We start from the raw sequence: 25,929 nt of genomic DNA on the forward strand, positions 1-25,929 counted from the left end.
AAAATTATTTATTCTTATTTAATTCTTCTTGAGCTTTATTTAAGATTGCATCCATATTGTCCTTTGAATCTGTTGGGACTTTACGAACGTCAAACTTAACACCCTTATCCTCAAGCTTCTTGAACGTGTCAATGTCATTTTGGTCGAAAGCCAAAACCTTGTTAGGTTGAACTTTACCAACTGAATGAGCCATTGAACCAACGTTAAGTTCTTTAAGTGGAACTCCACCTTCGATAGCACGTAATGCATCTTGTGGTGTTTCGAATAATAGCAATGCACGTTGACCACCAAAGTGCTTGTCGTCTTTTGCTAATTTGATCATTTGGTCAACTGGAACAACGTGAGCCTTAACACCAACTGGTGCAGCTTGTTGAATCAATTGAGTACGTAGATCATCTTTAGCAACAGCGTCAGATACAACGATGATACGTGTAGGTGATACTGATTTTGACCAAGCAGTAGCAACTTGTCCGTGAAGTAAACGTGAATCGATACGTGCTAAGACGTAATCGAATGATCCAGGTCTACCAGCATTAGCAGAGTTGTCAGCAGGTGCAGCAGCCTTTGCTTCTTCTTTAGGTTGAAGAGCTTCTGGACGAACCTTAACCCCTTCTTTTGCTGTTTCAATGATATGTGCGGCAATTTCTTGTGCACTTTCCATTGATAGACGTGAAGCATATGCTTCGATCAACATTGGTAAGTTCAAGCCGGCGACGATTGCCCACTTGTCCTTATGTGCTTCAAACAAGCCATTAACTTGATTGAAAGGTGTACCACCCCAAAGATCGACTAGGAACAAGACTTGGTCTTGATCTTTAAAAGTTGCAATAGCTTCTTCAAGCTTTGCTTTTAAGTCATCAGGTCCCATATCAGGCATCAATGTAACGGCTTGAACATCTTCTTGTTCACCGAAAATCATTGAACCGGATTGTTTGATACCCTTGGCGAATTCACCATGACTAGCAATGATAATCCCTACCATCTTTAATCCTCCTTATATAAATTGTATATGTATTAAAGCGCTTACATAAGCTACCTTATGGTAACTCCAACACAAAAATAAAAATGAATTATTTCATAATTAAAACGCTTTAATGAGCTCACCCTTCATGTGAACCCTTTCATAATATCATTTTTTCAGAAAAAAAACACCACTTTAAACAAAAAAATTCAATTGGCACACAAATTGCTAATTGATTAAACAAAAAATATTCGGTTTTTGGAGTTACATTTGAATTATTTATAGGTTCCAAACCGCGATAAATCAAGCATATCATCCTTTGTAGAACCGGTATGCACCAAAGTTTGTTAATGTTCGGTTAAAACAATAGCGTACATTAAGAAAAATTGAAAAGACAGATATTCAAACATTCTTTCATATTTTTGTTCAAATTATTAAGAATTTATTTATTTTTGCATAAGATCATCATCATGAATAGATTTCTAAATCAGATTTTCAATTTGTTTATCGGTTTAAATGCTGTTATATCGCGGTTATACCAAAAAAATCATTTTTCACAATTGGTAACTACCATTTATTTTCCTGAAAGTGGTAACTACCTGTTAAAAATATATCCTACAAATTATTATTATCAAGTTCAATTAATACCAAATCAAAATAATTCGATGATCGCATACTTTTTGTTCAATAAAAATAGGTCCAGCATTTACGAATAAATGCTGGACCTATTTGATTATCTTTTGTAACACTTTTATTCAGCTAATGGTTTCATTGTTACTAGCTTGCCTGTTAAGCCTACTTTAACACCAATAGCAATTTTGTCTTTTCTACTTGGATCAACAACTTGGAACTTATTCTTCTTAACAATACGAGGATTGTTGCTCTTGAAGTCTGAAGGTAATTCTTGGTTTGTACCAGCAATCAACATAACGATAAACTTGAAACCTGAATCGTGTACTTTGATTGGAGCATAGTGAAGTGTATCACTGTAAAATTCAACGACTGTACCTGCTGGAACAAAGAAAATTTGTCCATCTTCACTTGGGCTGTACAATCCCTTAGTATCTAATACTTGGCGTTTACCTAAAACCATGATGACGTCAGTTTGGAAGATATTTAGTTCACTTCCTTGATGATATTCAATTGCTGTAAAACTTGTTGATTGTCCTGTACACTCACCAGCTTCAATTGGCATACCAGCAAAAACATCTGTACCGATCTCTTGAATAGTAGGAATTGCTTCAAGATCAGGATTAGAAGGCACATAAGTATTACCTGGACTGGAGATTTTAACTTTATCATTCATAAAGTCATTGATTTCACTAATATCGTAATCATTATAAACGGTTCCGTACTTCTTAAAATCAGGATCATCGATCGTTAATATTTTATAATCTGGATTTAATTTTTGAAAATCTTCGTATGTACTCATTAAACGCATTCCCCTTTTACTGTTTGTTGTTGTTTATTTCAAACATAATCTAACATTTGAAAACGTTTTAGTCAAGTCTAATTTGAGTATATCAATTAATTGTAAAAGGGTTATAAACACTGATATATCAACACTATTTAGCGTTCAGTGCTGCCATTGTAATGTAATTATATGGCTGATTGAAATGTGGTAGGAAGAAAATATCCAACAACTTAAGTTGATCGATCGTCACCTTTTGTTCTATTGCCAGTGAGAACATGTGTATTCCCATTGAAATATCGGCAGTTGAACACATTTGAGCACCTAAAACTCGACGATTGTCAGCATCATAGACGATACGCAATTTAACTTCTGCGTTTTCCTTCATAAATCCTGGTTTTTGTAGATCTTCAAAATCCGTATGTAAGACCTTAAAGCCATTTTTCTCAGCTGCCGCCACTGATATTCCTGTTGACACCATGTTCAAGCCAAAGATAGAGATACCATTTGAACCTTGAACACCAGTAGCATCGAGCTTGGTTCCACCGACATTGTGTCCAGCTACGATTCCTGAACGAACAGCATTAGTCGCTAGTGCAATGTAGGTCGTCTTTTCTAATGCGTTGGAGTAAATAGTTGCACAATCACCAACAGCATAAACTGACGGGTCAGATGTCTGTTGATGGTTATCAACAAAGTAAGCACCGTTACGGAACAACTCCAAATGATCTTTACCAAGATAATTGTTTGGCAAGAATCCAATAGCATTGATTACTAAATCAACTGGGTATTCACCCTTGTTAGTAACAACGGCTTCGACCTTCTCAGTTCCTTTATATTCTTGAGCACGCTCACCAAAATGGACATCTATCCCATGTTCAATCAAATTCTCGTCCATCTTATCAGTGAATTCTTTGTCATAATAACTCGACAACGAACGATCGGCTGTATCGAACAATAGAACCTTTTTGTTACGACGTTTGATGGCTTCAGCTATCTCGACGCCGATATACCCTGCACCAATAACAGCAACATTACGAATATTGGATTGTTCCAGTAATTTATCGACCACTTGACCATCTTGGAATAACTTGAGGAAGTGAATGTTATCTAAATCAGCTCCAGGAATATTGGGTTTGATTGGAACAGAACCAGTTGCCAGAATCAACTTGTCGTATTTTTCAACGAATGATCTGCCATCAAGTGTGTTGCAATAGACTTTTTTAGTGAAGAAATCGATTTTTGAAACGGATGTCTCTAAATAAATCTTGGCTCCCTTAGCTTCAAAATCTTCCTTCTTGGTATAAAACAGTTTTTCATACGAGTCGATCTGACGTCCGACCCAGAGCGCTGTTCCACATCCTAAATAACTTAGATTACTATTTTGATCGATCATCGTTACTTCTTGATCTGGATAATTGTCTAACAAAGTATTTGCGGCAGCGATGCCGGCGTGATTTGAACCAATTATGATTGTTTTCATTTTTTCACCTGCTTAATTCATCGATAATTAAGTTAAGAAAAAAGAAGCTGAACCATCTACGAATGATATCCGGTCAGCTTCTTAATTTGAATTTTTAAATTAGTCTTCTGTAACTGCTGCGTTTGTGTGTGGCAAAATTGATTCTACTTCTGCGTGTGGACGAGGAATTACGTGAACTGATAGTAATTCTCCAACACGTTGTGCAGCTGCTGCTCCGGCATCTGTAGCTGCTTTAACGGCACCAACATCTCCACGAACCATAACTGTGACGATACCACCGCCAACTCTTTCTTTACCTACAAGTGTTACGTTAGCAGCCTTTACCATAGAATCCGCTGCTTCAATTGAACCGATTAATCCTTTAGTTTCGATCATACCTAATGCATCTGATTTCATTTTTTATTCCTCCTAATTTTCACTCTTAATAATTTTGATTTTTGTACCTGGTGTAACTCCTAGTGCATTGGCTTCTTCAGTATCTATATGTACTTCTAAGCCAGAATTCGCTTTAGCACGAATAATAACATCTGTTAATGTACCGCCTCTTGGACCATCAAACTTGATAGCAACTGATTCGCCATTTGTAACACCGAATCTAGCTGCTTCTTCTGGAAGCATGTGAATGTGACGTTTGGCCACGATCACACCTTCGGGAATTTCAAGTGAACCTTTAGGTCCAATGATTGTGATCCCTGGAGTTCCACTCAAGTCGCCTGACAGACGGAGAACTCCTTTAACTCCAAGTTTGAATGAGTCTCCTTGTAGGATCTCTACTTGAGTTTGGGGACGAACTGGACCTAAGATTCTCACTTTATTGATCATCCCTTTAGGTCCACAGATCATAACGCATTCTTTACTTGCGTATTGACCTGGTTGAGACAAGTCTTTCAACTTAGTAAGTTGAAAGCCTGTTCCAAAAAGCTTATCTAATGCATCTTGAGAAAGGTGAATGTGTCTATTTGAAATTCCTACTGGAATTGTTTGATCATTAGATGCCGTTGTTGTAGTTGCTGCTGAATTAGTTATCTTAGCAGCATTGCTACTACTTGGGCTTAATTTCTCAAGAAGCGTACCTAATAATTCTTCATAATCTTCCATTATTACCCACCTTTCCTTAAGCATTCATTTGTGATAATACTTTGCGAACTACATCTGACAATTGTTTCAAATCATCATCTGAGAAGTCCTTCTTAGCAGTTGCTGGTTGTGATGCCGGAGCTGTTTGACAGCTTGAACCTTCACAATCTTCATCTGCTCCAAAACTATCAACTAATTCTGGATGGTTGAATGACTTATCGTCTTCTACCAATGTTGTTACATCTTTTAATCCATATGCTACTTCTTTGATATTAAGAAGATGTTTAGGACTAACATTCTCTGATACAGAGCTTCCACCATAAGTACCACATCCTAGTGTGAAGGCAATTGGCAAGCCAGTACTGATACCTGTACCACCTTGACTACCACCAGTGTTTACAAGGATACGTGATGCTGGTTTAGCGGCAAACTTCAAGACCATATCGCGGTTATTAGTATGAATACTCATTGTATGACCAATACCATTTTGTAATAGGTCGATACTTAAATGACAAGCTTCTTCCCAATCCTTAACTACGTAGAATCCAAGAACAGTTGTAAGTTTTTCGTATGAAAGTGGATAACCTTCACCAACTCCGCCTTGCTCCCCGATCAACAATGTTGCTGTTGATGGAACAGTGAAGCCAGCTGCGTTAGCAATAACTTGTGGAGTACGTCCAACGAATTTAGCATTCATTGCGTGTCCACCGTTCTTGAAGAGAACTTTAGTAGCCATCTTTGTTTCTTCAGGTGACATGAAGTAAGCACCCTTAGCTTTCAATTCACTGATAACTTCAGCTTTATTGGCTTCTTCACAGATGATCGATTGTTCTGAAGCACAAATTGTTCCGTTATCAAAAGTCTTACTTGCAACGATTTTGGCAACTGCATCTTTAACGTTAGCGCTACGTTCGATGTAAGCTGGTGAATTACCAGCACCAACACCGATGGCTGGTTTACCAGAACTATATGCGGCTTTAACCATACCAGGACCACCTGTGGCGATGATCAATTTAACTTCTTTAGCGTGCATCAATTCGTTAGTTGAACCCATTGTTGAGTTACCAACACAACTGATGATACCTTCTGGTGCTCCGGCAGCAACGGCTGCACGATTCATCATATCAGCGGCTTTCTTTGTACATTCAGCAGCAGCTGGATGTGGAGCAAAGACGATAGCATTTCTTGATTTCAAGGCAATCATAGCTTTGAAGATCACGGTTGATGTTGGGTTAGTTGAAGGTACGATACCAAGAACTAATCCAACTGGTTCAGCAACATCTAGAAGACCTTTTTCTTTGTCTTCATGAATGATCCCTACTGTCTTTTCGTCTTTGATTTGTTCGTATAGCAATGTTGATGCGGCATGGTTCTTATATGCTTTATCAGCTACCTTACCAAAACCAGTTTCATCAACGGCTGCTTTAGCTAAGCTAACGGAGAATTTTTCTGCGGCTGTCTTCATGCTTTCAAGAATGGCATCAACTTGTGTCTCATTGAAAGTTGACATTTCAACGGCTGCCTTATGTCCTGCTCTTGCTAAATCACGTGCTTCTTGAATTGAGCGTAAATCCTTGTCAAAGTTATTCATTACTGATACTCCTCTACTTCCTCAGGTCAATCTTTATTAAAGTAGTCGAACAATGCCTTAATAAGCTTCTCTTTATTGACTCGATAGATATCTTTTCTAGCTATCGGAAAATCCGAATGCTTTTTAGCCATATTGCGTAGGTCGACTACCTTCATGTTCTTTAATTCATCTTCAGTAATTCCACCTTCAGAAGTCTCAGTCTTTGGAACATCTGCCGAATCCGCATTGTCAGTTGGATTATTTGTCGAAACATCCTCTGTTGGGTTTGCTTCTTCTGCCGATTGCTCTTCTGAATCAACTTCATCATGTTTATCAGTTACATCCGAATCGTTTTGGTTCGATCTGGATTTGACCTCGTCTATTTGGTTTTCTGTTTCTTTCATTAATTCTTCTACATCATCTTCGTCTGATCTGATTGTTTCGGGTCCTTTTGGAAACAATCCCTCGATACTTCCATCAGGTCTTGGAATTACATGAGTTGAACAAAGTAATTCTTCACCGAGATTTCTGACTGCAGAATCAGCTGCATCTACAGCTGTCTTAACGGCGCCGACATCGCCAACAACTGTGACTGTTACTAATCCGCCTCTGACAAACTCTCTAGAGTGTAGCTGTACTTCTGCTGTTTTCAACATGACATCGAGAGCCTCGATCGAAGCAATCAAACCATGGGTTTCTACTAATCCTAATGCTTTCATCGCTTACTCCTTTAGACCAAATCGGCCCAGTTGGCTGGATACGTTGCATAGAAGATCTTTGCTTTATCTGGTGATCCCCATGTTACTTTGCTGCCCTTAGGTACGAAGACAACATCTCCAGCAGTGGCTGTATAAGTTGTTCCATCGATATCAACTGTTAATGTTCCATCGATAACATAATCGATTTCTTCATAAGTTAATTCCCAGTCAAAATGTGAATGGTCGATTTCCAGGAATCCCGCACTTATATGAGATTCTTCTTTACTAATAATTTCCTGAAAATGAACGTTTGCATCTGGATTTCCTGTTTCGAACACATCCATCTTGACGCTGGAACCATCAACGGTCTTTAAGCCGTTACTATGCTTCTTGTAAATATAGGGTTTATCACTAGCTGTATCTCCAGCTAAGATTGCTCTTAGCATTTCCACGAGTGTCTCTTTAGTCAAATCTTTTGGTAAGGCAACATTCAGAGAATTCTCTTCTTTAGGTGCTCCTTCTTCAAACTTGAGATCTAACGTATCTGCCATATCTCTTGCTGAAGGAGTAATTATGGTGTTCTTACTATCAATACAAATCGTCTGAGTGCCTTGTTCGTGTGCCTTCGTAACATCGTCAGCACATATCAATTTTTTCATAGCCTAGCCCTCTCCTATACAGATTCGCAATTTTCATCAATAATTCCGACTACGGCCGCATCAGCTGGAATCGCATCATCTCCCAGCATTCTTCTTGCAGAAGATCCAGTGGTAATAATCACACGATCACCGATTCCTGCGCCAATTACATCGCAGACTACTAATCGTTCCCCATCACGGGAGCCGCCGATCAATTCCGCAAGCATTAGCTTCAAGCCGTTTAACTGTTCGGATTTTCTGGTTGCCCAGATATTATCGACTAGTTTCGCTGTTACCATTCTTCTTGAGCCTTGCTTCCCTTTTGAATGGTTTCCATTGCTGATATTACTGATGCGGTGTCACCAAAGATCGCTAGCATAATCATATTTTGTGGACATGACCCACGAATATCTTCAACAGTTACACCTACGGCTTTTTCAGCCAAATCTGCTGCACAAACCATTTCAATCAGTTTGCCTTGTACTAGACCAACTGCATCAGGAGTTGGGATTTCTTCTCTAGGTCCTGAACCTTTACGACGCTTCAATATGGCAAGTGTTCCTTCGCCAGGTGATTTGATAATTCTTAAGTCCATGGTGTTTCCTCCTCATCCTTTACATTAATTGATCCGTACAACTTAAGGCGATTCCTAATGGTGTAACAAACATTGGATTGGCCGGTTTGAACGTTGGAATCTTAGTTCTGGCTTCGATGATATCTTCAAGTCCACCGAGACAAGCCGTTCCACCTACTAGGTACAATCCATCGACATCGTATCCGTCGATCTGTTCGGTAATGATCGATGCAATCTTCTCAATCACAGGTTTTAGAACTGTGATCAATTCAGGTTGATTCTTAGGGTCGCGTTTGAACAACTCAGCTTGGTCAAATGGAAGTTTGTACGATCCAGCTGTTACCAAGGTCAAGTGTGTTCCACCAGTAGCTTCATCAGCCACTTTGATAACTTTTCCATCTTTGATAATTGAGATACCTGTAGTTCCACCACCGATATCAACAACTGCTCCGTTTTTGATATTCAATACTAGATTTGCCGCTGTTGGCTCATCCAAGATATTGGTAAGTTCAAATCCGGCACTTTGGACAACATTTTTAATCGCTCCTCCATCCAAAGTATCAGTCCCTGGAGGAATTGCTGATGCTGCATAAATCAATTCTGTGGAAAGTTGTTCTTCTAACTTTTCTTTTAATTCTCTAACTATCGTAATAGCACCGATGTAATCGACTACCATTCCATCTCTGACAACATCTGCGTAACGATATGCCCCAGCGACGGGTTGATAATTTTCATCCATTACTACTAATACAATGCAGGCTGTTCCCAAATCGACTCCAGTGTAATAAGTCTTTGTCTTACTCTTAATAGGCTTTTTGATTACTTGTTCGAATTGGTTTACCAGCTCGTCGCATTTTTGCATATCATTCGCTACCATCATGGCCTTCTCCTATCAATAAATGGATTTCGTTGTCGATGCATTGAATCAAACTGTCCAATGAATCACTCTGGGAATCTGTGGTTTTATCTTTCAAATCTTCGGCAAACACTTGGCTGCGTTTCAATTTGATCAAGATCTTCCCTTGTGGTGTAAGGAGGTTTTGCTTATTCAATTGAGATTGTCCTTCCTTACTTGGAACAATTTCTTCTAATGAATCAACTACTTGGTTTTGTTGAATTTTCACAGGCATCTCGGACAGTGAAAAGATTCGCTGGCTTGATGCTAGATCGACTTCATTTGCTTTTAAAGCTGCATCTTGAAGTTCTAATTCCAACAATTGGAAGTTGTGATTCAATTCCTCAGTCTTTTTAGCAACGTCCGCTACTGTGGTCGCTACTGAATCAACTTTGGAATTAGAATCAACTACTTTTATTTGATGATCTATCAAATATTGTCGAGCTCCAGGTGTTAATCGATCGTCAGAGGCAAGAAAGAATTTGGATAATGGTGCTTTTCTGTTTTCAAATTGAATGTCTTGCTCTGTTATGAAATGCATTAGAATCCACCTCTGCAAATTCTCTTGTACAACCCTTCGAGATCTTCCTTCTTAGGTTGTCTTGGATTTGTAAGTGTACATTTGTCCTTCATGGCCGCTGCAGCCATATCTGGAATTGCTTCCATAAATTCTGCTTCATCAATTCCACATTCTTCGATCGTCTTAGGAATGTTCATTTGTTTGGACATTCTTTGAATTCTGGAAATCAATAAGGTAACAGTTGTCTTGGCTGTTCCCGATTGAACTCCGAGCATCTTAGCTGCTTGTTGATACTTGGCTAATGCTGGTTGATCATCTGTTGGTAGGTCCAAACCAGCGTTATAAGCGATAACGTATGGCAACAACATAGCGTTACATCTACCGTGAGCGATATGGAATCGACCACCTAGAGCGTGAGCTAAACTGTGGCTAATACCAAGCGATGCTTCACTGAATGCCATTCCGGCTAAACAAGATGCGTTATGAATTCTCTCTCTTAATTCAGCATTACTTCCATCTTTGTAGACATCTACTAGATCTTCCCAGATAATGCGCATTGCCTTTTCAGCAAGGGCATCTGTAAAATCTGTGGCATCAGTTGAAACGTAGGCTTCCAATGTATGAGTCAATACGTCCATCCCTGTGTCAGCAGTTACACTAGCAGGTACACTTAATGTAAATTCTGAATCTAATATTGCAATATCAGGAACCATTGATTCATCAACCAATGCAAACTTCCCGTTATTAGCAGGATCAGAGATTACAGCGAAAGATGTAACTTCACTACCAGTACCACTAGTAGTTGGTACACAGATCAGTTGGATTTTTTTATCCTTTTTAACTCCGAGATAAATATGTCTAACTGACTTAGCTGTGTCCAATGCGGAGCCGCCTCCTAGAGCAATGATTGCATCAGGTTCGATCTCGATTGCTTTAGCGATTCCTTTTGAAACAACATCAATACTTGGATCAGGTACAACTTCCGAAAATACTGCATATGGTGTTTTCAATTCATCAAATACTTTGGTGATATTGTCAACTTTGTGGGACTTTTCCATGAATGGGTCACAGATAACGAGTGCTCGGTTGATACCGAAGTCACGAATCTTATCAACTGCGCCATGTCCCGAATAAATCTTTGTAGGCATTTTGAAACTTCCCATTTTTTCGCCTCCTCTCTAATTTAATAATTCACTCAACTGTTTAAATTCTTCTGGATCATCCAGATTTAAAATTGCATTTATTTGTTTGATCCCTGTATCCATCAACAAATGTTCCGCGTATGAATAATCATCCTCTGTGTATGAATCGTGATAAGTTATGATTCCGAATATGGGGATTCGGAAAACTTTCGCAAAGTTCGGTGGATAAGTATTCTTCAGAGCTTTCATTGGTTGGATAAACAATCCACATTTGGCTGTCTGTTGTAACGCTATGATGTGGTTGTACATCCAGGGACATTCTAAGTAATTATCTGGTACAGTAACTGTCTCTTTGCGATAAACAATATTGTCAACTTTTCTAAGTGGCACCTTTGATTGCTCTAAATATGTAGCAATCGTTGCTTTACCGCTCAACCTTGGTCCAACGAGCATCACTCTAGGCCTCATGTTTTCGTCACTCCGACAACTTCGAAGCCAAGCACATCTCTGAATACTCGCAGAACCTCGGTCAAACTGACTTCAACGCTTTGAACATCTCCTGAGATAACTACTGAACCTGTGAAACGATCTAAGAATCCGACTGTGACATCGGCTGCTTTGGCAGCTGTATCAGCGGCAATCATTGCTGTTTCAAAGGGTGATACGTTGAGAATTCCAATGGCTCCTTCTTCTTCGATGCCTAGTGCTTGATAAACGTCTTGAATCGGCGAAGCAATCACATGTGCCAAGGTAACTGTCTTACCTGGAATTGATTCTTCAATCATACGTTGAGTGGTTTCTTCTCTGCTATCCACTGCCATGGGAATCCTCCTTTCCTTTGAAACGGGCTTTTGAAATCTAACACCCTCTGTCTAGTGACGAACAACTCTTACTGGAAAATCGTATTCTTTGATCCATCCTTCGATTCTTGTCAAATCAGCGTCTGACAAACTTGGATCTTCTTTAACTGGATAATCGATACCTAGTTGACCATATTTGGCAACTCCTAGTTTGTGGTATGGAAGTAAATCGATACCGTGGAAGTTTGGCAAGTCTTTGTATGGCATCAAGAAATCAACGATTTGTTGGATTTCTTCATGACTATCATTAACTTGTTTCAACATAGGCATTCTGATTTTAACGTTGTATCCTCTCTTGAATAATTCTTTCAAGTTGGCAAGGATCTTTTCGTTGCTGATACCTGTTAATTCGTTATGTCTAACTGGATCCATGTGCTTCATATCAAATAGGAATAGGTCAATGTAATCTGCCATTTCCATCAAACGATCCATGCGACTGTGTCCACATGTTTCGATGGCTGTGTTGATTCCGTCTTCCTTGCAGGCCTTGAGAATTGCTAGTGCTGCATCAGGTTGAGAAGTACACTCACCACCACTTAATGTGACACCACCACCAGATGTTTCGTAGAAAGCATCGTCTTCATGAACGATCTTCATCAATTCAGAAACTGTCTTGATCTCCCCGGTGATATGAAGGGCACTCATAGGACAAACCTCTTCACATTTACGACAACCGTCACATGAAATGTCACGGCGTACTTGGTGATTACCATTTTCATCAATGTAATGGATGCCCTTTGGACAAGCCTCCACACAGGCCATACATTGACTACAAATGCTTTCCTTGTACATTACTTCGAATTTACGATTAAGGCCTTCGGGATTAGCACACCATCTGCAACGTAGTGGGCAACCCTTGAGAAAGATGATGGTTCGGATTCCCGGGCCGTCATACAGACTATATTTTTGTACGTTGAAAACAAAGGCCTGTCTTTCTATCCGTTCTTTTTCTTGTGTATCAATCATACTTTCTCATCTCCAGCTCTAAAATCTACAATTGCGTTAGCATTGTACGACTAATAATTTCATCCTGAACGTCTTTACATAGTTCAACGAAGAAGGCACTGTATCCAGCAACACGGACGATCAAGCCACGATATTGTTCTGGATGCTTTTGAGCATCGATCAATGTCTTGTTATCCAAGTAGTTGAATTGCATTTGTCCACAACCTAGAGAATTTGCTGTTCTAAGTAATGTGATCAAACTCTCCTCACCTTCTGGTGTATCCAACAATCCAGCCATGATCTTGTAGTTGTGAACCATACCAATGTTCATACTGTCATTTGCCATCTTAGATACTGACTTAACAATAGCTGTAGGGCCTTTGTAGTCTGCACCTTGTGTTGGACTGATACCATCTGATAATGGAACCCAAGCTTTACGACCGTTGGCTGATGCACCAGTCATTTGACCAAATGGTGTGTTGTTTGAAATTGACAATGTTCCGTGACTCAAGATTGAGTACAATGTGTGATAGTGTCTGTGTTCCATTTCAGTAAAGTTGATCAAGTTAGCTGCAATAAGATCAGCATAATCGTCATCGTTACCATACTTAGGAGCGTTCAAGCAATCTGTACGTATTTGATCGAATCCTTCGAAGTCAGCTTTCAAAGCTTCGTTCAATTGATCCAATGTGTATTTCTTATCATCAAAGACTAACTTCTTAATAGCTGCCATTGAGTCTGTGTATGTTGCAAGTCCTGACCAAACAACACCAGGTCCGAAGTTGTACATTGCACCTCCGGCAGAAACATCCTTACCATGTTCCATACAACCTTCATACATAATTGACATCAATGGTTTTGGAGCTAAATCACGATGAACACGTTGTGAAATAACTGTTGCAACATCAGTCCATTTTGTAATGTACTTGATTTGTTCTTTAACAGCATGATCAAATTCGTCATAAGTCTTGTATTGTGACAAGTCACCTAAGTCAGGTGTTACTTTCTTGCCGTACCATAGTGGAACACCATGGTTAAGAGTTAATTCAATACAGATTGGCCACTGTGTATAAGCTGTTGATGTCCATTGATATAGACGACCTGACTTCTGAGGTTCAACACAACCCATCAAGCAGTAGTCACGGGCATCTTCAATCGATACACCTTTAGCTAACATGATCTTGATATGTGTATCATCGAAGTGACATGCTGGGAATCCCATTCCGGCACGAACAACGTCAACGATCTTCTTGAGGTACTTTCTTGGTGAATGTGCATGGATACGACATGCTAATGATGGTTGGTAAACCTTAACGTGTCTTACGGCATCCATTAGTAAGTATGTTAAGTCGTTAGTAGCATCTTGACCTTGTCTTGTAATACCACCGACACACATGTTAACGAATGGTTGGTAACCAGCGAAGAACTTAGAACCGCCTTCACTTGTGATCCACATCATTTCTGACATCTTGATCAACATACAACCAGCAAGTTCAAAGGCTTCGCGGTTGTTCATACGGCCAGATTCAAGATCTGCTTTGAAGAATGGGTACATGTATTGATCAACACGTCCGATTGACATACCTGTTTGGTTCTCTTCAACAACTAGCAATGATTCAACTGTCCATACAGCTTGAATTGCTTCGTAGAATGTTTCAGGCTTGTGAGCAGGAACTTTGGCAGTAACTTCAGAGATTTTTTGAAGTTCAGCTTTACGTTTTGGATCAGTTTCTTTAGCAGCTTTTTCAGCGGCATATTCTGACATACGACGGGAGTAAATCATTACACCTTCAGTAGTATCAATAACTGACTTGTAGAAGTAGATCTTCTCGATATCATCTGGATTTTCATAATCCAATTTTTCGAGGTGTTCTTTAGCCTCGTTTTGAATATCAAGCATACCTTTCTTCATCAAGATTACGTCGTAACCTGGGTTTGAATCTCCACCACCATTTAATTGGTGATATGAACAATCTGATACGAATGATTCACCTGATAATTCCCAAACACCGGCTTCACGATATTGGTCTTCACAATATTCATCAACTGACTTGCCTTTCCAATATGGGAAGAGTTCTTCACGCATGATCTTCTTATCTTCATCTGAGATATAGAAAGGATCTTGTGGACGAGTACCGATTGTATCGATTTCGTCTTCCATCCAACGCCATGCAATATCTGGTGAGAAGGCACCGGCACGAGGTGCTCCATTAGGTGCTCCAACGATCAATTCGTTGTCTTGAATTACTAGAGGTGCTGTTTCACAACAGTAACGGAAACATTTAGCACGTAATTCGATCTTTGGCATACCAGGATTTTCTTTAGCAATCTTAGTAATGGCACGTGCACGATAAGTTGTGATTGAAGGTACTTGATCCAAGTAATTTTCCTTCAAAGCTTTCAATCTTGGTGTGATTCCATTTGGAACTTCTGAATCTGTTTGATCGTCTACATGATCTTGACCAGCGACGATAGCTCCATCTGATGATTCGATGTGATCAGAAACTGATGCGAACATCTTCATCAATGCGTTTCTTTCTTCTTGGCTTAGATCTTGTGTTGCTGCGGCGAGTTTAGTTGAAAATTCTTTAACGTCCATCTGACTCCCTCACTTTTCAAATTTATTGATCCATAATTTTCTTTAATACTTTGGCTAATAATTCTTTGTCCGCTGAAATATCTCTTTCCTGAGTTACTTCTTGAACTTGTACATTGTTGCGGATGTTTGGTTTCGTATATCCGATGTCTCTTTGATAAGTTAGGTCTTCAGCTACGACGTTCTTGGAAATGAATCCTCGTCCAGTAGTTAATCCGCCTAGAATCAATGAAACTGGCAATGTTGAATTTAATCCGATACTTGAGAAACTTGCTGGTCCATTAACAATCATTCTGCCGACTGGTTTCTTCAAAGCAAATTCATTGATGACATTTTCATCGGTCGAGTAAATTGCTAAGGTATGACCATTTCTCTTTGTCTTTAATAATCTGATACATTTTTCACATGCATGCATCCAATCAGGTTCAACATAGAATGTTAAGATTGGACACTTCAATTCATTAGTAAATGGATTCTCGTCGAAGATGTAAGGCTTCTCTGATACGAGCACCTTGGTATCTTCCGGAACACTGAATCCTGAATGTTTTGCTAACCATACTGCGCTTTGTCCTGTAAATAATGGATTTACATGATCTTCATCTAAGAATAAGCTACCTAGTAATTTTTTTTCTTCGTCGTCTGACATGAAGTAAGCTCCGGACTCCTTCATATGTGCTTTGACGTCGTTTGAAACGACACCTTCAGCAAGAACAAATTGTTCGGCGGCTGGTAAAAGTCCGTTATCAAATGATCGGCTATCCACAACTGACTTTGCTGCCTGAGCAACATCGGCTGTGTGATCAATGAAGACTGGCGTTGAACCTGTCCCACCGTAAATCATCGGCTTGTTAACAACTTGATTGTTGTCAAAATATTTAGGAACTCCGATATCAATTACAATGGCTGTATCTGGGTGAGCAAGTATTTGTGTAACACCTTCATCGGCTGTGTTTTCCATATAACCGATGGCACCTTGTGGAAGTCCAGCTTCTTTGCAAATGTGAGCTACTTTGCTATAAAATCTGGCAACGACTTTTTCAGTTCTTGGTTGAGGTACCAAGATAACTGTGTTGCCGGATTTGATAGCAATTAGCGTTGCATATAAACTGTTCAAAATAATATTTTCAGTTGGTAGTAATACTGCTACGACCCCCAGAGAAACACCAATCGTTTCAATTTGATTCTTAGAATTTTCTTTCAAACTTCCGATAACTTTTTGATTTTTAAGTTTATCTTCCAGAATTGGTAAAAATTCTTCGAATAGTTTTAATTTGTCTTGTTTAACACCGGCCTTGGTCTCTGCAATCTCTAAATCAACTAATTCAGGAATTTCGATCAGGATACCGGACATTAACTTATCAATTACTCGGTCAAGATCTTGTTGACCGTATTCTTTCAAAAGAACATGGGCATCGCGCGCAGATTCGACTAATATCCTTGCTTCCTGGACTGATTTCAAATCTTTATCCACAAACTGCATTTTGCCCAACTCCTTTTTTATTTTTCATCCAATAGAATGTCTAGTGAATAGCGGTCGATTATCTTATTCAAATCTTGATGAGGGCTGGCAATAACAACTGAGCTATATACTTCTGCTCCCATATTCTCGACTGCCTTAACTCCTGCTTCAACGGCTGATTTACATGCGGCTACATCGCCTTGAACAATTACTGAAATATAACCTGAAGCAGTATTTTCATAACCGACTACATCGACATCTGCGGCTTTGCACATTGCATCAGCTGCTTGAACTACAAAGACGAGGCCGAATGTTTCAATAGCACCGATTGCTTGGTATGTCTTCATATTCTCTCTCCTCGTACTTTACTGATGATCGATATCGTGAACTGATACGATATCTCCAACTGCTGGGATTGGTCTTGGGATCACGTTCTTGGCGGTTAATTTACCAATTGCATCAGCTGCAACTGCTCCAGCCTCAACAGATGCCTCAACTGCGGCAACGTCACCTTTGATCATTACTGTTACTAATGTGGAACCGATGTTTTCGTAAGAGATCAACTCTACGTCTGCGGCTTTTAGCATTACGTCTGCAGCCTTCAAAGCTGGAACCAAGCCGATAGTTTCTATGAAGCCAACTGCTTCTTCACCTCTATATCTCACATCTCTGCCTCCTTACGCAATCCGATAACGTTTATCAACGTATTTTTCAACAGTACTTTTACCGTCATCAGTGATTTTGTATCTCATTATCAATTCATCATTTTCATCTAATTCATAACTGGACATCTCTACCATTCCGTTAGCTTCAAGGGCCATCAGATGATCAAGATACATTTTTTCGTTAAATTGTTTTTCATTACCATAATCATTCTTCAAGGCTGCCATAACTGACTTAACATCAACTTCACATTTGTCGAACATGTAATTCAAAACAGCTGTTCTACTTGGTAGTAACATCTTATGCATCCCCTTTTCTAAATAGATCTAAAGGATTCATGGTAACAACGATCGCACCAATTACGATGACGATTGAACCAATTACGATTGTTGCTGAAAGGGCTTGTCCTAAGAATAGGACTGAGAACAATACACCCCAGAATGCGTATGTAACGTTCAGTGACATACCGATCGCACATCCAACCATTGAATTGGCTTTATACCAAGTAACGAATGAAATGGCTGCACTCAATCCGGCAATTGCTAACCAAAGCATTGGTGATGGAGCTTGAAGTGTTCTACCGAGTAGTTTGATACCGCCACCGATAAGTGGAACAACTATTAGCAATGCGAATAAACCTGAGATTAATTCACGTAGGTTAACTGCTACGTCAGTATCGATCATTGCACCACCAAAACTTGAGAAGACTCCTTCAAGTCCCCAAGCAATAGCAGCGATCAATGCGCAAATAATTCCTAAAGTAAAGTTTGGTGCACCTTCTGGTTTAACGAAGTTAATAATAATTGCTCCGGCAACACACATTACCATTCCTAGAACAACACGTTTTGTAGGGCGTTGCTTCAAGAAGATCCAAGCAAACAATGCACCGAACAAACTACATGTTGCTGAAATCGGAATGGCATAAGCACCAGCTAAGGCTAATCCAACTAGATAAGCTCCGTTAGCAATTGGTCCCCCTAATAAGAAACCGACAACTAACATCAGTCCTGGTTTAGTTTTCAAAGTACGTCCAAGTTCTTTCAAACGACCTTGCTTTGCGTTATAGAATAATAGCCAAATACCAGCAAAGAGGTCATTCAATCCTGAAGCAACAAATGGTGCTGCCAGGATCCCTGCGGCACTAACTAATGGATTGTATCCACTTGCCACAACAACTAGGGTCGAGTAAATACCATATGTCAACCCAGAAACCAGGCCGTTGGAAATTCCAGTTGCCTGAAATTTTTTACCAACAGCCTTCATTTTTGTATCCGCAGAAACTACGGAAGTATTCATAATGCTCTTTCCACTATTCATAGGAATCCTCCTTATTCAGTTACATTTGCAGGTGCACTTGGAAGAATTGATTCTACTTCACCATGTGGACGAGGAATTACGTGAACTGATAATACTTCTCCGACTCTTTCTGCTGCTGCAGCTCCGGCATCTGTGGCTGCTTTAACGGCTCCAACATCGCCTCTTACCATTACGGTAACGATTCCGCCACCAACAAGTTCTTTTCCTATCAATGAAACATTCGCAGCCTTGACCATGGCATCTGCCGCTTCAATTGATCCTACTAAGCCTTTCGTTTCTACCATACCTAATGCATCGAATTTCATAATCGTTCCTCCTAGTTTGCGCGTCTTAAAACGCTTACATAACTTAACGATTTAAATATATGACCTACCCTTATGGTAGGGGTCAACATCAAAATTAGTATTTGTGTATTTTTGCACAATCATGCTTATTTGGCACGATATAGATTTTGATTTATTGGTATCAATAATTAATATTTTGAAGATAAGAATGCCTATAATAAGGCATTCATTAATTTAGAAATTAATAAAATAAGTACTTGAATCCCCATCAAATGAATTACTTTGAAAAAAAATAATTTTTTTAAAGTGGGGTAATTTAGGAATAAAAAACACTTTTTGAGGACTTTTTTAAAAAAAACAAAAAAATATTCCCAAATATTTTTGTTCAAGGAATATTTTTTAGATGATTGATATATCAGTGATATTTGACAATTATGGATTCAAATATACATATTCATAGCAACAGTGTCCTGCAGGGGAAGGTATAACGAATTATATACACATGGAATAAATATTCCATTCTGTTTTTATCGATAATTCAAAATTCATAACAAAATAATCAGGAAAATTAGTTTTTTAAAAAAATTTGCTTTTTTCTCATTTTTTCGCTTTTTTATGATTTTTTTCGTATAAAAATAATTTTGTGATTTTTTCACTATGTTAATCTTTCAAGACAAAAAAATAAGCCTTGAGAATTATCTCAAAGCTCATTAGTTAAGAAATTTTTTCTGCTGGAACCATGATCTCACAAACGAAACTATTTTCATCTTTGGTTGCCCAATAATCGACTAGATAACGTTCGTAACATTCTGGACTCAATTCATATCCGTGATTTTTAGCCCATACTTCTAGATCATGATACTTAGACGCCGATGTATTCGGAGCGCCTACATTATAAGTGCATAAATACATTTGTCCGCCGAAATCCTTTGTCTGCAAACGATGTGGATCGTTTCGAACTGGTTTCTGCATGATCGTAGCTCTTGAAATCGTACCGGCAGCTTTTTCTTGATAATTATTAAATGATAGAATGACCGGACCAGTAATGGCACTTCCGTACTCTTCCAAGTGATTAATCCATGGTAGATTGATGATTGAATCCTTATAATCGTACTTAAAATCTTGTTCCAAAGAATAGTACTGCTCTTGCTCCACATACTTCAAGGTAATACTGGAAAGTCCATTCTCAATTGCCATATTACCTTCATGCAACATTCCTACCCAATCGTAGATAGCCTGGTAACGGTTTTGCAGTTCTTTTTCTTCTTTTTTTAGCTCATCTAACTTAGTTAGAAAGTTCCTTTCGTGAAAGAAGCAGTCACAAGTATCCCCAACACCATTCATCTCTTGCAGATGAAAGCCCATTTGCTTGTAATATTTCAAAATTGGGACCATATTCAACGTATCATCACTGTAATAACGATAGCCATTATCTGGACAAACATAGTCTGGAACTAGTAAGCCCAGCTCTTCATAAAAGCGTAATGTCTTCCGGGAAACGCCACAGATTTTGGCCGTTTCACCGATTGTATGGAGTTTGTCCATATTTGCTTTAGCCATATCCACTTTACTGCCTCCCAACTAAATAACAACTATTGCGAATGCAATAGTTGTTTCATCCGTAGTAATTATCAATCCACTTGTTTAACCAATTCAAATTATGATTGCATTTATAAAAGTTGTCAAGCGCTTTCAAATAACACAACTCAACATCTTATATAAATGACAAAAACCCCGTATTTTTTTATAAAAATACGAGGTTTTTTAAAAATATTCCTAATTACTTAATTTTTACTTGTACAACTTCATCATCCAATTGAACTTTACGATTAGATTCAGTGAATTTCATGTACGATACTGCTGGCATGTTAGTGATGATAATCATCACGTCGGTCTTCTTGCCAGCTGCTTGAACAGCATCGAGATCCATTTTTGCTAACAGTTCCCCATGTGTAACTTTTTGTCCTTCAGTGACTGCAACTTCAAATGGTTCACCCTTCAATTGAACCGTATCAATCCCCATATGAACAAGAACTTCTAAACCATTATCCGTCGTAATTCCAATCGCGTGCTTAGTTGGGAACACTGTGGAAATAGTTCCATCAACTGGCGAAACTATTTTTTTATCATCTGGTACAACAGCATAACCGTCACCAAGCATCTTCTGCGCAAAAGTAGGATCAGGTACTTTTTCAATATCTTCTAATTGACCATTGCCAATACTATAGAAGAAATCTGTTTCTCCTGACTTAATATTGTCATTTGATGGTGCAGAATCGCCTTCTGGTTGAGCTGCTTTAGTAGTAGTTATTTGAGCATTTTCTTTGTATAACTCACTCAAAGCGTCGGCCACGAATTGTACTTCTGTACCAATGACGATTTGAATATTATTTTTATCCAACACATTGATTCCGGCTGCACCAGATGACTTGATCATTGCTTGATCAATTTTACCAGTATCAAACAATTGCAAGCGTAGGCGAGTCGTACAGTTATCAATGACCTTGATATTATCATGACCGCCAATTCCTGAATAAACTTTTTTAGCAGCAATCATATACTTGTCATCATCGTCTGCTGTCTCAACTTCTACAGCTTCACCATTAGTTGTCTCTAATGGCTCACGACCTGGTGTCATAAGATTGAATCTCTTAATAGCAAAATCAAAACCAAAGTAATAAATGACTGCCATCACTACTCCTTGAACTAGTAACATCAAAGGATGATTGGCAATCGGCATATGTAAGCTCAAGACATAGTCAACTAGACCTGCACTAAATGTAAATCCGGCTGTCCAATGCATGAAAGCCGCAAATGCCATAGACAATCCTGTGAAAACGGCATGTATCACGTATAGAGGCCATGCTACAAACATAAATGAGAACTCCAATGGCTCCGTAACGCCGGTAAAGAATGAAGCGAAAGCTCCTGCCATCATTAATCCGGCCGTGGCCTTCTTACGTTCTGGTAATGCGTTACGATAAATTGCCAAAGCACCAGCTGGTAATCCAAACATCATAACTGGGAAGTATCCAGCTAAATACATACCGGTAATCCCTTTGGTACCCTTGTTTGCCCAAAAGTTACCAATATCATTGATACCAGCAATATTAAATTCAAATACCTGATTCAACGCTTGATGTAAACCAGTTGGTATCAATAGTCGATTGAAGAAGCCGAATAACCCAGCGCCCCAAGGCCCTAATTGAACAAAGAATTTACCAAAAGTAATCAGAGCGTTATATAACGTTGGCCAAATAAATAATAGAATGACTGTAAATAATAGCATTACTAATGATGACATAATTGGAACCAATCGTTTACCGCTAAAGAATGACAACGCCATAGGTAATTTTGTCTCGTGGAAGCGATCGTATAACGCCGCTGCAGTCAATCCGGCAATAATACCGATAAATACATTACCTGAGATAGCATTGAAAGCTGGATCAACATTCTTTGCACTGATTCCCTTAAGTAAGGCAACATTAGCAGGTGCCAATACTCCGACCGGAACAATATAGGCCACTACTCCTGCTAGTGCTGAAGCCCCGTCTTTTTCTTTGGCCATCCCCAAAGCTAGTCCAACCGCAAATAACAATGCTAATTGACCTAGAATTGCCGTACCACCTGCTTGTAAAAATTGTGCTAATGCCCAATTAGCTGGCATCCAATGTCCAATTCCTACAAGCAGAGCTGCGGCTGGTAAGACCGCTACAGGAAGTTGTAATGAACGTCCCATTCTCTGTAAATAAGTTTTCATTTTTATATTTTCCCTCCAAGAACATTAAAATAAATCAACGAACACTATGATAATGGTATACCTGTAACTTTTCAAGATAAAAATCACGTGGTATATACCTATGAAACTGATAACTAAATTTTCAAAATCAAATTATTGTAAATTGGTATACTCCATGATGGTTTTTTCAGTCCATTTATATAATTAAAATCTAATAAGATTATTAAGATTGACATTAATAAAAATACCTGTTAATTTATTAATATAATATTTCTAAGGAGTGGAACTGGACTGAAAACGAATATCGCAATTATCTCCGGCACTAAAAGTTGATCACGTTTTTTTGAAGCGCACTGCTATTCAGCAACGCGCTTTTTTTAACCCTATTTTCAAAAAACTTAATTGAGGAGAAACAATAATTGGAAAAACAATTTTTTCAAATGGGATTAAACGAACTAAAAGAAAAAAACAACTTTGAGGATTTTAAACAAGGATTAACCGACAAGCAAGCTGCTGAAAAATTATCCGCCGATGGTCCAAATAAACTAGAAGCAAATAAGACACCGAAATGGAAAATATTCTTGCGCCAATTTAAGAGTATGGTCATTTACGTCTTAATTGCATCGACATTGATCACACTACTAATGGGACACTACTCTGATTCGATCATTATTGGATTAGTAGTTATCATTAATGCTTTGATCGGTTATTATCAAGAAACTAACGCCTCTGATGCACTAGAAAAAATCAAGCAGATGTTATCAACTGATGCCACTGTATATCGAGATGGACAACGTAAAGATGTCCCGGCTGAAGATCTGGTCGTTGGAGACCTAGTCTTCTTAGAAGCGGGTGACAATGTTCCAGCTGACCTTAGAATCGTTGATTCTGATAACTTAAGAATTCAAGAATCCGCCCTAACTGGTGAAGCTAACTCGGTTGAAAAGATAGCTGAAGCACTTGAAGATGATGATGTTGCCTTGGCTGATCAAGTAAATATGGCCTTTGCTTCCACAGCTGTTACCAATGGTAGTGGTACTGGACTAGTCGTAGCAACAGCCGCAGAAACTGAAATCGGTAAAATTTCTACTTCTGTTAGCTCAGTTAAACAAAGAAAAACACCACTGATGACTGTTATCGATAAATTAGGTACAAACACTTCCTACTTCATCGTGGCTGCATCAATCGTTATTTTCTTAATCGGATTTTTCTTTGATACATATTCATTGTCAGTCTTAGCACTAGCAGTCGTAGCCATGATGGTTGGTGCTATTCCTGAAGGACTGCCTGCCACGACCTCGGTTATTCTAGCTAAGGGTGTTAGTGACATGGCGAAGAATCAGAATACAATTGTAAAAACTCTACCAGCAGTTGAAACTTTAGGTTCCGTTGACGTTGTTGCAACTGACAAAACTGGTACACTAACCAAAAACGAAATGACCGTTACTGATATTTTGATTGATGATCAAGAGTATCAAGTTAGCGGAATCGGTTATCGTCCAGAAGGACAAATTACCAAAGATGGACAAGCCGTTAAAATAGATGAAAGGCTCAATCTATTATTAGAAGCTGGATATGAAGCTAATGACACCGACTTATCTGAAGAAGATGGTCACTGGATAATTAACGGTGAACCTACTGACGGAGCCTTCTTAACGCTTTATCACAAAGTCGTTCCTTATGGTACTGAAAATAAATATGAAGAACTCGATATTTTACCTTTCGACTCAGACTTCCGCTATATGGCAAAGTTAGTTAAGGATAAAGACAATAAGCGCCTGTTGTTCGTTAAGGGTTCTCCTGATAAGTTGTTGGAAATGGCTCAAAAAAACGATCCTCAATTCGACTATGATAAATGGTTCAAATTGGTGAAGAGATTCTCTGAAGAAGGTAAACGTGTTATTGCTGTCGGTTATGAGAAACAGCCTGATGACTTAAACGAAATTACCCATGAAATAATCACTGACGGATTAAACTTCTTAGGACTCGTTGCCATCATCGACCCACCACGTGAAGAGGTTATCGAAGCATTAAAAGTCATGCGTAAAGCTGGCGTGGCCGTTAAAATGATTACCGGTGATAATGCTATAACTGCTAAAACAATTGGTGAAAAATTAGGCTTAGCCGATGAAATTCATGCCATCACTGGCCCTGAATGGGATCGTTTGAACGATGACGAGCGCATTCAAGCCGCTGACAAGAATCAAGTTTTCGCACGAACTACACCAAGTAATAAGATAGAGATCATTGAAGCATTACAAAAAAATAATAAGGTTACCGCCATGACTGGTGATGGTGTCAACGACGCTCCCGCCTTAAAACGTGCTGATATTGGTGTAGCAATGGGTATCAAGGGTACTGACGTTGCTAAAGATTCAGCTGACATGGTTCTAACTGATGACAACTTTGCAACCATCTCAACTGCCATTAAAGAAGGACGTAGGATCTTCGATAATATCAAGAAGAGTATTCTCTACTTATTACCAATTTCATTCTCTGAAGGTTTGATCGTAGCCTACGCAATTTTAACTAAAAATGAAATCCCACTACACCCGACACAGCTACTCTGGATCAACATGGTTTCAGCCATCACAATCCAATTTGCATTAATCTTTGAACCGGCTGAAGAAGGAATTATGGATCGTGCTCCTAGAAAAACTGGTGCAAAATTCATGAGTCGCCATGATATTTTCCAAATGACATATGTGGCAATTCTGATTGCTGGGGTCAGTTTAGTAGTTGACGCTTGGTTGGTTGGAAATGGTGTCAGTCAAACAATTGCAAGTACTACTATGGTCAACGTCCTAGTAGTTGGTAAGATCTTCTACTTATTTAACATCCGTACACCAAAACTGGCGTTATCCAAAGAATTATTCTCCAATATGTATGCCTTTGTTTTCGTTGGATTGATGATCATCTTGCAACTGATTTTGACTTATGTTCCATTTATGCAAGAAATCTTCCATACTGGATCAATCGGATTACCTGAATGGGGACTTGCTGTAATTGGCGGTATAATCGTCTTGGCGGTTGCTGAATTCGATAAGATCATCCGACTATTGATGAATAAGAAACTTGCATAATGCGGTTCTTAATA

The 25,929-nt window shown here is 39.0% G+C and carries 26 protein-coding genes; 1 reads left to right on the forward strand and 25 read right to left on the reverse strand.

The window, feature by feature from the left end; genetic code table 11:
* Positions 1 to 4: 4 nt before the first annotated feature.
* The 25 genes from U8519_RS04130 to nagE form a co-directional block, all read right to left on the reverse strand.
* On the reverse strand, positions 5 to 982 hold the full coding sequence (locus tag U8519_RS04130) for a mannose/fructose/sorbose PTS transporter subunit IIA (RefSeq protein ID WP_334329067.1): 978 nt from the start codon (positions 980 to 982) through the stop codon (positions 5 to 7).
* Positions 983 to 1,712: 730 nt separating this feature from the next.
* Positions 1,713 to 2,393, reverse strand: a complete 681-nt coding sequence (locus U8519_RS04135; RefSeq protein WP_334329068.1) for a DUF4867 family protein — start codon at positions 2,391 to 2,393, stop codon at positions 1,713 to 1,715.
* A 133-nt stretch (positions 2,394 to 2,526) separates the two neighbouring features.
* Complete coding sequence (gene nox / locus U8519_RS04140; protein ID WP_334329069.1) at positions 2,527 to 3,855, reverse strand: H2O-forming NADH oxidase; 1,329 nt, start codon at positions 3,853 to 3,855, stop codon at positions 2,527 to 2,529.
* A 99-nt stretch (positions 3,856 to 3,954) separates the two neighbouring features.
* Positions 3,955 to 4,251, reverse strand: a complete 297-nt coding sequence (locus tag U8519_RS04145) for a BMC domain-containing protein (protein WP_125565717.1) — start codon at positions 4,249 to 4,251, stop codon at positions 3,955 to 3,957.
* Between the two features lie 12 nt (positions 4,252 to 4,263).
* The gene (gene pduL, locus U8519_RS04150) at positions 4,264 to 4,953 is read right to left on the reverse strand and encodes a phosphate propanoyltransferase (RefSeq protein ID WP_334329070.1); all 690 of its coding nucleotides are present in this window, start codon (positions 4,951 to 4,953) and stop codon (positions 4,264 to 4,266) included.
* Positions 4,954 to 4,969: 16 nt separating this feature from the next.
* Positions 4,970 to 6,523, reverse strand: coding sequence for an acetaldehyde dehydrogenase (acetylating) (locus U8519_RS04155; protein ID WP_334329071.1), 1,554 nt, complete (start codon positions 6,521 to 6,523; stop codon positions 4,970 to 4,972).
* Positions 6,524 to 6,549: 26 nt separating this feature from the next.
* Positions 6,550 to 7,221: a BMC domain-containing protein gene (locus U8519_RS04160; protein WP_334329072.1), complete on the reverse strand. Its 672-nt coding sequence runs from the start codon at positions 7,219 to 7,221 to the stop codon at positions 6,550 to 6,552.
* Positions 7,222 to 7,232: 11 nt separating this feature from the next.
* Positions 7,233 to 7,859 carry a cupin domain-containing protein gene (locus U8519_RS04165; RefSeq protein ID WP_334329073.1) on the reverse strand — a complete coding sequence of 209 codons (627 nt, stop codon included), beginning with the start codon at positions 7,857 to 7,859 and terminating at the stop codon, positions 7,233 to 7,235.
* 14 nt (positions 7,860 to 7,873) lie between these two features.
* A complete protein-coding gene (locus U8519_RS04170; RefSeq protein ID WP_334329074.1) occupies positions 7,874 to 8,137 on the reverse strand; it encodes a EutN/CcmL family microcompartment protein in 264 nt (87 codons plus the stop codon).
* Positions 8,131 to 8,433: a BMC domain protein gene (locus U8519_RS04175; protein ID WP_334329075.1), complete on the reverse strand. Its 303-nt coding sequence runs from the start codon at positions 8,431 to 8,433 to the stop codon at positions 8,131 to 8,133. Before U8519_RS04175 ends, U8519_RS04170 begins: the two co-directional genes overlap by 7 nt.
* Positions 8,434 to 8,452: 19 nt before the next feature.
* Positions 8,453 to 9,289: an ethanolamine utilization protein EutJ gene (eutJ, locus tag U8519_RS04180; RefSeq protein ID WP_334329503.1), complete on the reverse strand. Its 837-nt coding sequence runs from the start codon at positions 9,287 to 9,289 to the stop codon at positions 8,453 to 8,455.
* Complete coding sequence (locus U8519_RS04185) at positions 9,276 to 9,848, reverse strand: hypothetical protein (RefSeq protein ID WP_334329076.1); 573 nt, start codon at positions 9,846 to 9,848, stop codon at positions 9,276 to 9,278. Before U8519_RS04185 ends, eutJ begins: the two co-directional genes overlap by 14 nt.
* On the reverse strand, positions 9,848 to 10,990 hold the full coding sequence (locus U8519_RS04190) for a 1-propanol dehydrogenase PduQ (protein WP_334329077.1): 1,143 nt from the start codon (positions 10,988 to 10,990) through the stop codon (positions 9,848 to 9,850). Before U8519_RS04190 ends, U8519_RS04185 begins: the two co-directional genes overlap by 1 nt.
* 15 nt (positions 10,991 to 11,005) lie before the next feature.
* The gene (locus U8519_RS04195) at positions 11,006 to 11,437 is read right to left on the reverse strand and encodes a EutP/PduV family microcompartment system protein (RefSeq protein WP_334329078.1); all 432 of its coding nucleotides are present in this window, start codon (positions 11,435 to 11,437) and stop codon (positions 11,006 to 11,008) included.
* Positions 11,434 to 11,790, reverse strand: coding sequence for a BMC domain-containing protein (locus tag U8519_RS04200; protein WP_334329079.1), 357 nt, complete (start codon positions 11,788 to 11,790; stop codon positions 11,434 to 11,436). Before U8519_RS04200 ends, U8519_RS04195 begins: the two co-directional genes overlap by 4 nt.
* A gap of 51 nt (positions 11,791 to 11,841) precedes the next feature.
* On the reverse strand, positions 11,842 to 12,795 hold the full coding sequence (gene cutD / locus U8519_RS04205) for a choline TMA-lyase-activating enzyme (RefSeq protein WP_334329080.1): 954 nt from the start codon (positions 12,793 to 12,795) through the stop codon (positions 11,842 to 11,844).
* Positions 12,796 to 12,820: 25 nt separating this feature from the next.
* Positions 12,821 to 15,373, reverse strand: a complete 2,553-nt coding sequence (cutC, locus tag U8519_RS04210) for a choline trimethylamine-lyase (protein ID WP_334329081.1) — start codon at positions 15,371 to 15,373, stop codon at positions 12,821 to 12,823.
* Positions 15,374 to 15,395: 22 nt separating this feature from the next.
* Positions 15,396 to 16,850, reverse strand: a complete 1,455-nt coding sequence (locus tag U8519_RS04215) for an aldehyde dehydrogenase family protein (protein ID WP_334329082.1) — start codon at positions 16,848 to 16,850, stop codon at positions 15,396 to 15,398.
* Positions 16,851 to 16,867: 17 nt separating this feature from the next.
* On the reverse strand, positions 16,868 to 17,176 hold the full coding sequence (locus U8519_RS04220) for a BMC domain-containing protein (protein WP_125565743.1): 309 nt from the start codon (positions 17,174 to 17,176) through the stop codon (positions 16,868 to 16,870).
* A gap of 18 nt (positions 17,177 to 17,194) precedes the next feature.
* Positions 17,195 to 17,494, reverse strand: a complete 300-nt coding sequence (locus U8519_RS04225; protein ID WP_125565745.1) for a BMC domain-containing protein — start codon at positions 17,492 to 17,494, stop codon at positions 17,195 to 17,197.
* A gap of 12 nt (positions 17,495 to 17,506) precedes the next feature.
* Positions 17,507 to 17,791, reverse strand: a complete 285-nt coding sequence (locus tag U8519_RS04230) for a hypothetical protein (RefSeq protein ID WP_334329083.1) — start codon at positions 17,789 to 17,791, stop codon at positions 17,507 to 17,509.
* 1 nt (position 17,792) lies between these two features.
* The gene (locus U8519_RS04235) at positions 17,793 to 18,809 is read right to left on the reverse strand and encodes a DMT family transporter (RefSeq protein ID WP_334329084.1); all 1,017 of its coding nucleotides are present in this window, start codon (positions 18,807 to 18,809) and stop codon (positions 17,793 to 17,795) included.
* Between the two features lie 11 nt (positions 18,810 to 18,820).
* A complete protein-coding gene (locus U8519_RS04240; RefSeq protein ID WP_334329085.1) occupies positions 18,821 to 19,114 on the reverse strand; it encodes a BMC domain-containing protein in 294 nt (97 codons plus the stop codon).
* Positions 19,115 to 19,807: 693 nt separating this feature from the next.
* Complete coding sequence (locus tag U8519_RS04245) at positions 19,808 to 20,653, reverse strand: MerR family transcriptional regulator (RefSeq protein ID WP_334329086.1); 846 nt, start codon at positions 20,651 to 20,653, stop codon at positions 19,808 to 19,810.
* Between the two features lie 220 nt (positions 20,654 to 20,873).
* On the reverse strand, positions 20,874 to 22,853 hold the full coding sequence (nagE, locus tag U8519_RS04250; RefSeq protein WP_334329087.1) for an N-acetylglucosamine-specific PTS transporter subunit IIBC: 1,980 nt from the start codon (positions 22,851 to 22,853) through the stop codon (positions 20,874 to 20,876).
* 398 nt (positions 22,854 to 23,251) lie between these two features.
* Here nagE and U8519_RS04255 point away from each other — a divergent pair, with 398 nt between their 5' ends.
* Positions 23,252 to 25,915, forward strand: a complete 2,664-nt coding sequence (locus tag U8519_RS04255; protein ID WP_334329088.1) for an HAD-IC family P-type ATPase — start codon at positions 23,252 to 23,254, stop codon at positions 25,913 to 25,915.
* The last annotated feature ends 14 nt before the right edge of the window (positions 25,916 to 25,929 follow it).

This window comes from Companilactobacillus sp. HBUAS59699, assembly GCF_036913575.1.
In the GTDB taxonomy this organism is placed as follows: Bacteria; Bacillota; Bacilli; order Lactobacillales; family Lactobacillaceae; genus Companilactobacillus.

Coding starts and splice junctions, on each gene's coding strand:
- U8519_RS04200 (WP_334329079.1), bottom strand. CDS start 11,790: ATGGCAGTGGATAGCAGAGAAGAAACCACTCAACGTATGATTGAAGAA.
- cutD (WP_334329080.1), bottom strand. CDS start 12,795: ATGATTGATACACAAGAAAAAGAACGGATAGAAAGACAGGCCTTTGTT.
- U8519_RS04175 (WP_334329075.1), bottom strand. CDS start 8,433: ATGGACTTAAGAATTATCAAATCACCTGGCGAAGGAACACTTGCCATA.
- U8519_RS04195 (WP_334329078.1), bottom strand. CDS start 11,437: ATGAGGCCTAGAGTGATGCTCGTTGGACCAAGGTTGAGCGGTAAAGCA.
- U8519_RS04245 (WP_334329086.1), bottom strand. CDS start 20,653: ATGGCTAAAGCAAATATGGACAAACTCCATACAATCGGTGAAACGGCC.
- U8519_RS04170 (WP_334329074.1), bottom strand. CDS start 8,137: ATGGTAACAGCGAAACTAGTCGATAATATCTGGGCAACCAGAAAATCC.
- U8519_RS04145 (WP_125565717.1), bottom strand. CDS start 4,251: ATGAAATCAGATGCATTAGGTATGATCGAAACTAAAGGATTAATCGGT.
- eutJ (WP_334329503.1), bottom strand. CDS start 9,289: ATGGTAGCGAATGATATGCAAAAATGCGACGAGCTGGTAAACCAATTC.
- U8519_RS04220 (WP_125565743.1), bottom strand. CDS start 17,176: ATGAAGACATACCAAGCAATCGGTGCTATTGAAACATTCGGCCTCGTC.
- U8519_RS04135 (WP_334329068.1), bottom strand. CDS start 2,393: ATGAGTACATACGAAGATTTTCAAAAATTAAATCCAGATTATAAAATA.
- U8519_RS04190 (WP_334329077.1), bottom strand. CDS start 10,990: ATGGGAAGTTTCAAAATGCCTACAAAGATTTATTCGGGACATGGCGCA.
- nagE (WP_334329087.1), bottom strand. CDS start 22,853: ATGAAAACTTATTTACAGAGAATGGGACGTTCATTACAACTTCCTGTA.
- nox (WP_334329069.1), bottom strand. CDS start 3,855: ATGAAAACAATCATAATTGGTTCAAATCACGCCGGCATCGCTGCCGCA.
- U8519_RS04235 (WP_334329084.1), bottom strand. CDS start 18,809: ATGAATAGTGGAAAGAGCATTATGAATACTTCCGTAGTTTCTGCGGAT.
- U8519_RS04215 (WP_334329082.1), bottom strand. CDS start 16,850: ATGCAGTTTGTGGATAAAGATTTGAAATCAGTCCAGGAAGCAAGGATA.
- U8519_RS04240 (WP_334329085.1), bottom strand. CDS start 19,114: ATGAAATTCGATGCATTAGGTATGGTAGAAACGAAAGGCTTAGTAGGA.
- cutC (WP_334329081.1), bottom strand. CDS start 15,373: ATGGACGTTAAAGAATTTTCAACTAAACTCGCCGCAGCAACACAAGAT.
- pduL (WP_334329070.1), bottom strand. CDS start 4,953: ATGGAAGATTATGAAGAATTATTAGGTACGCTTCTTGAGAAATTAAGC.
- U8519_RS04155 (WP_334329071.1), bottom strand. CDS start 6,523: ATGAATAACTTTGACAAGGATTTACGCTCAATTCAAGAAGCACGTGAT.
- U8519_RS04160 (WP_334329072.1), bottom strand. CDS start 7,221: ATGAAAGCATTAGGATTAGTAGAAACCCATGGTTTGATTGCTTCGATC.
- U8519_RS04230 (WP_334329083.1), bottom strand. CDS start 17,791: ATGTTACTACCAAGTAGAACAGCTGTTTTGAATTACATGTTCGACAAA.
- U8519_RS04185 (WP_334329076.1), bottom strand. CDS start 9,848: ATGCATTTCATAACAGAGCAAGACATTCAATTTGAAAACAGAAAAGCA.
- U8519_RS04130 (WP_334329067.1), bottom strand. CDS start 982: ATGGTAGGGATTATCATTGCTAGTCATGGTGAATTCGCCAAGGGTATC.
- U8519_RS04165 (WP_334329073.1), bottom strand. CDS start 7,859: ATGAAAAAATTGATATGTGCTGACGATGTTACGAAGGCACACGAACAA.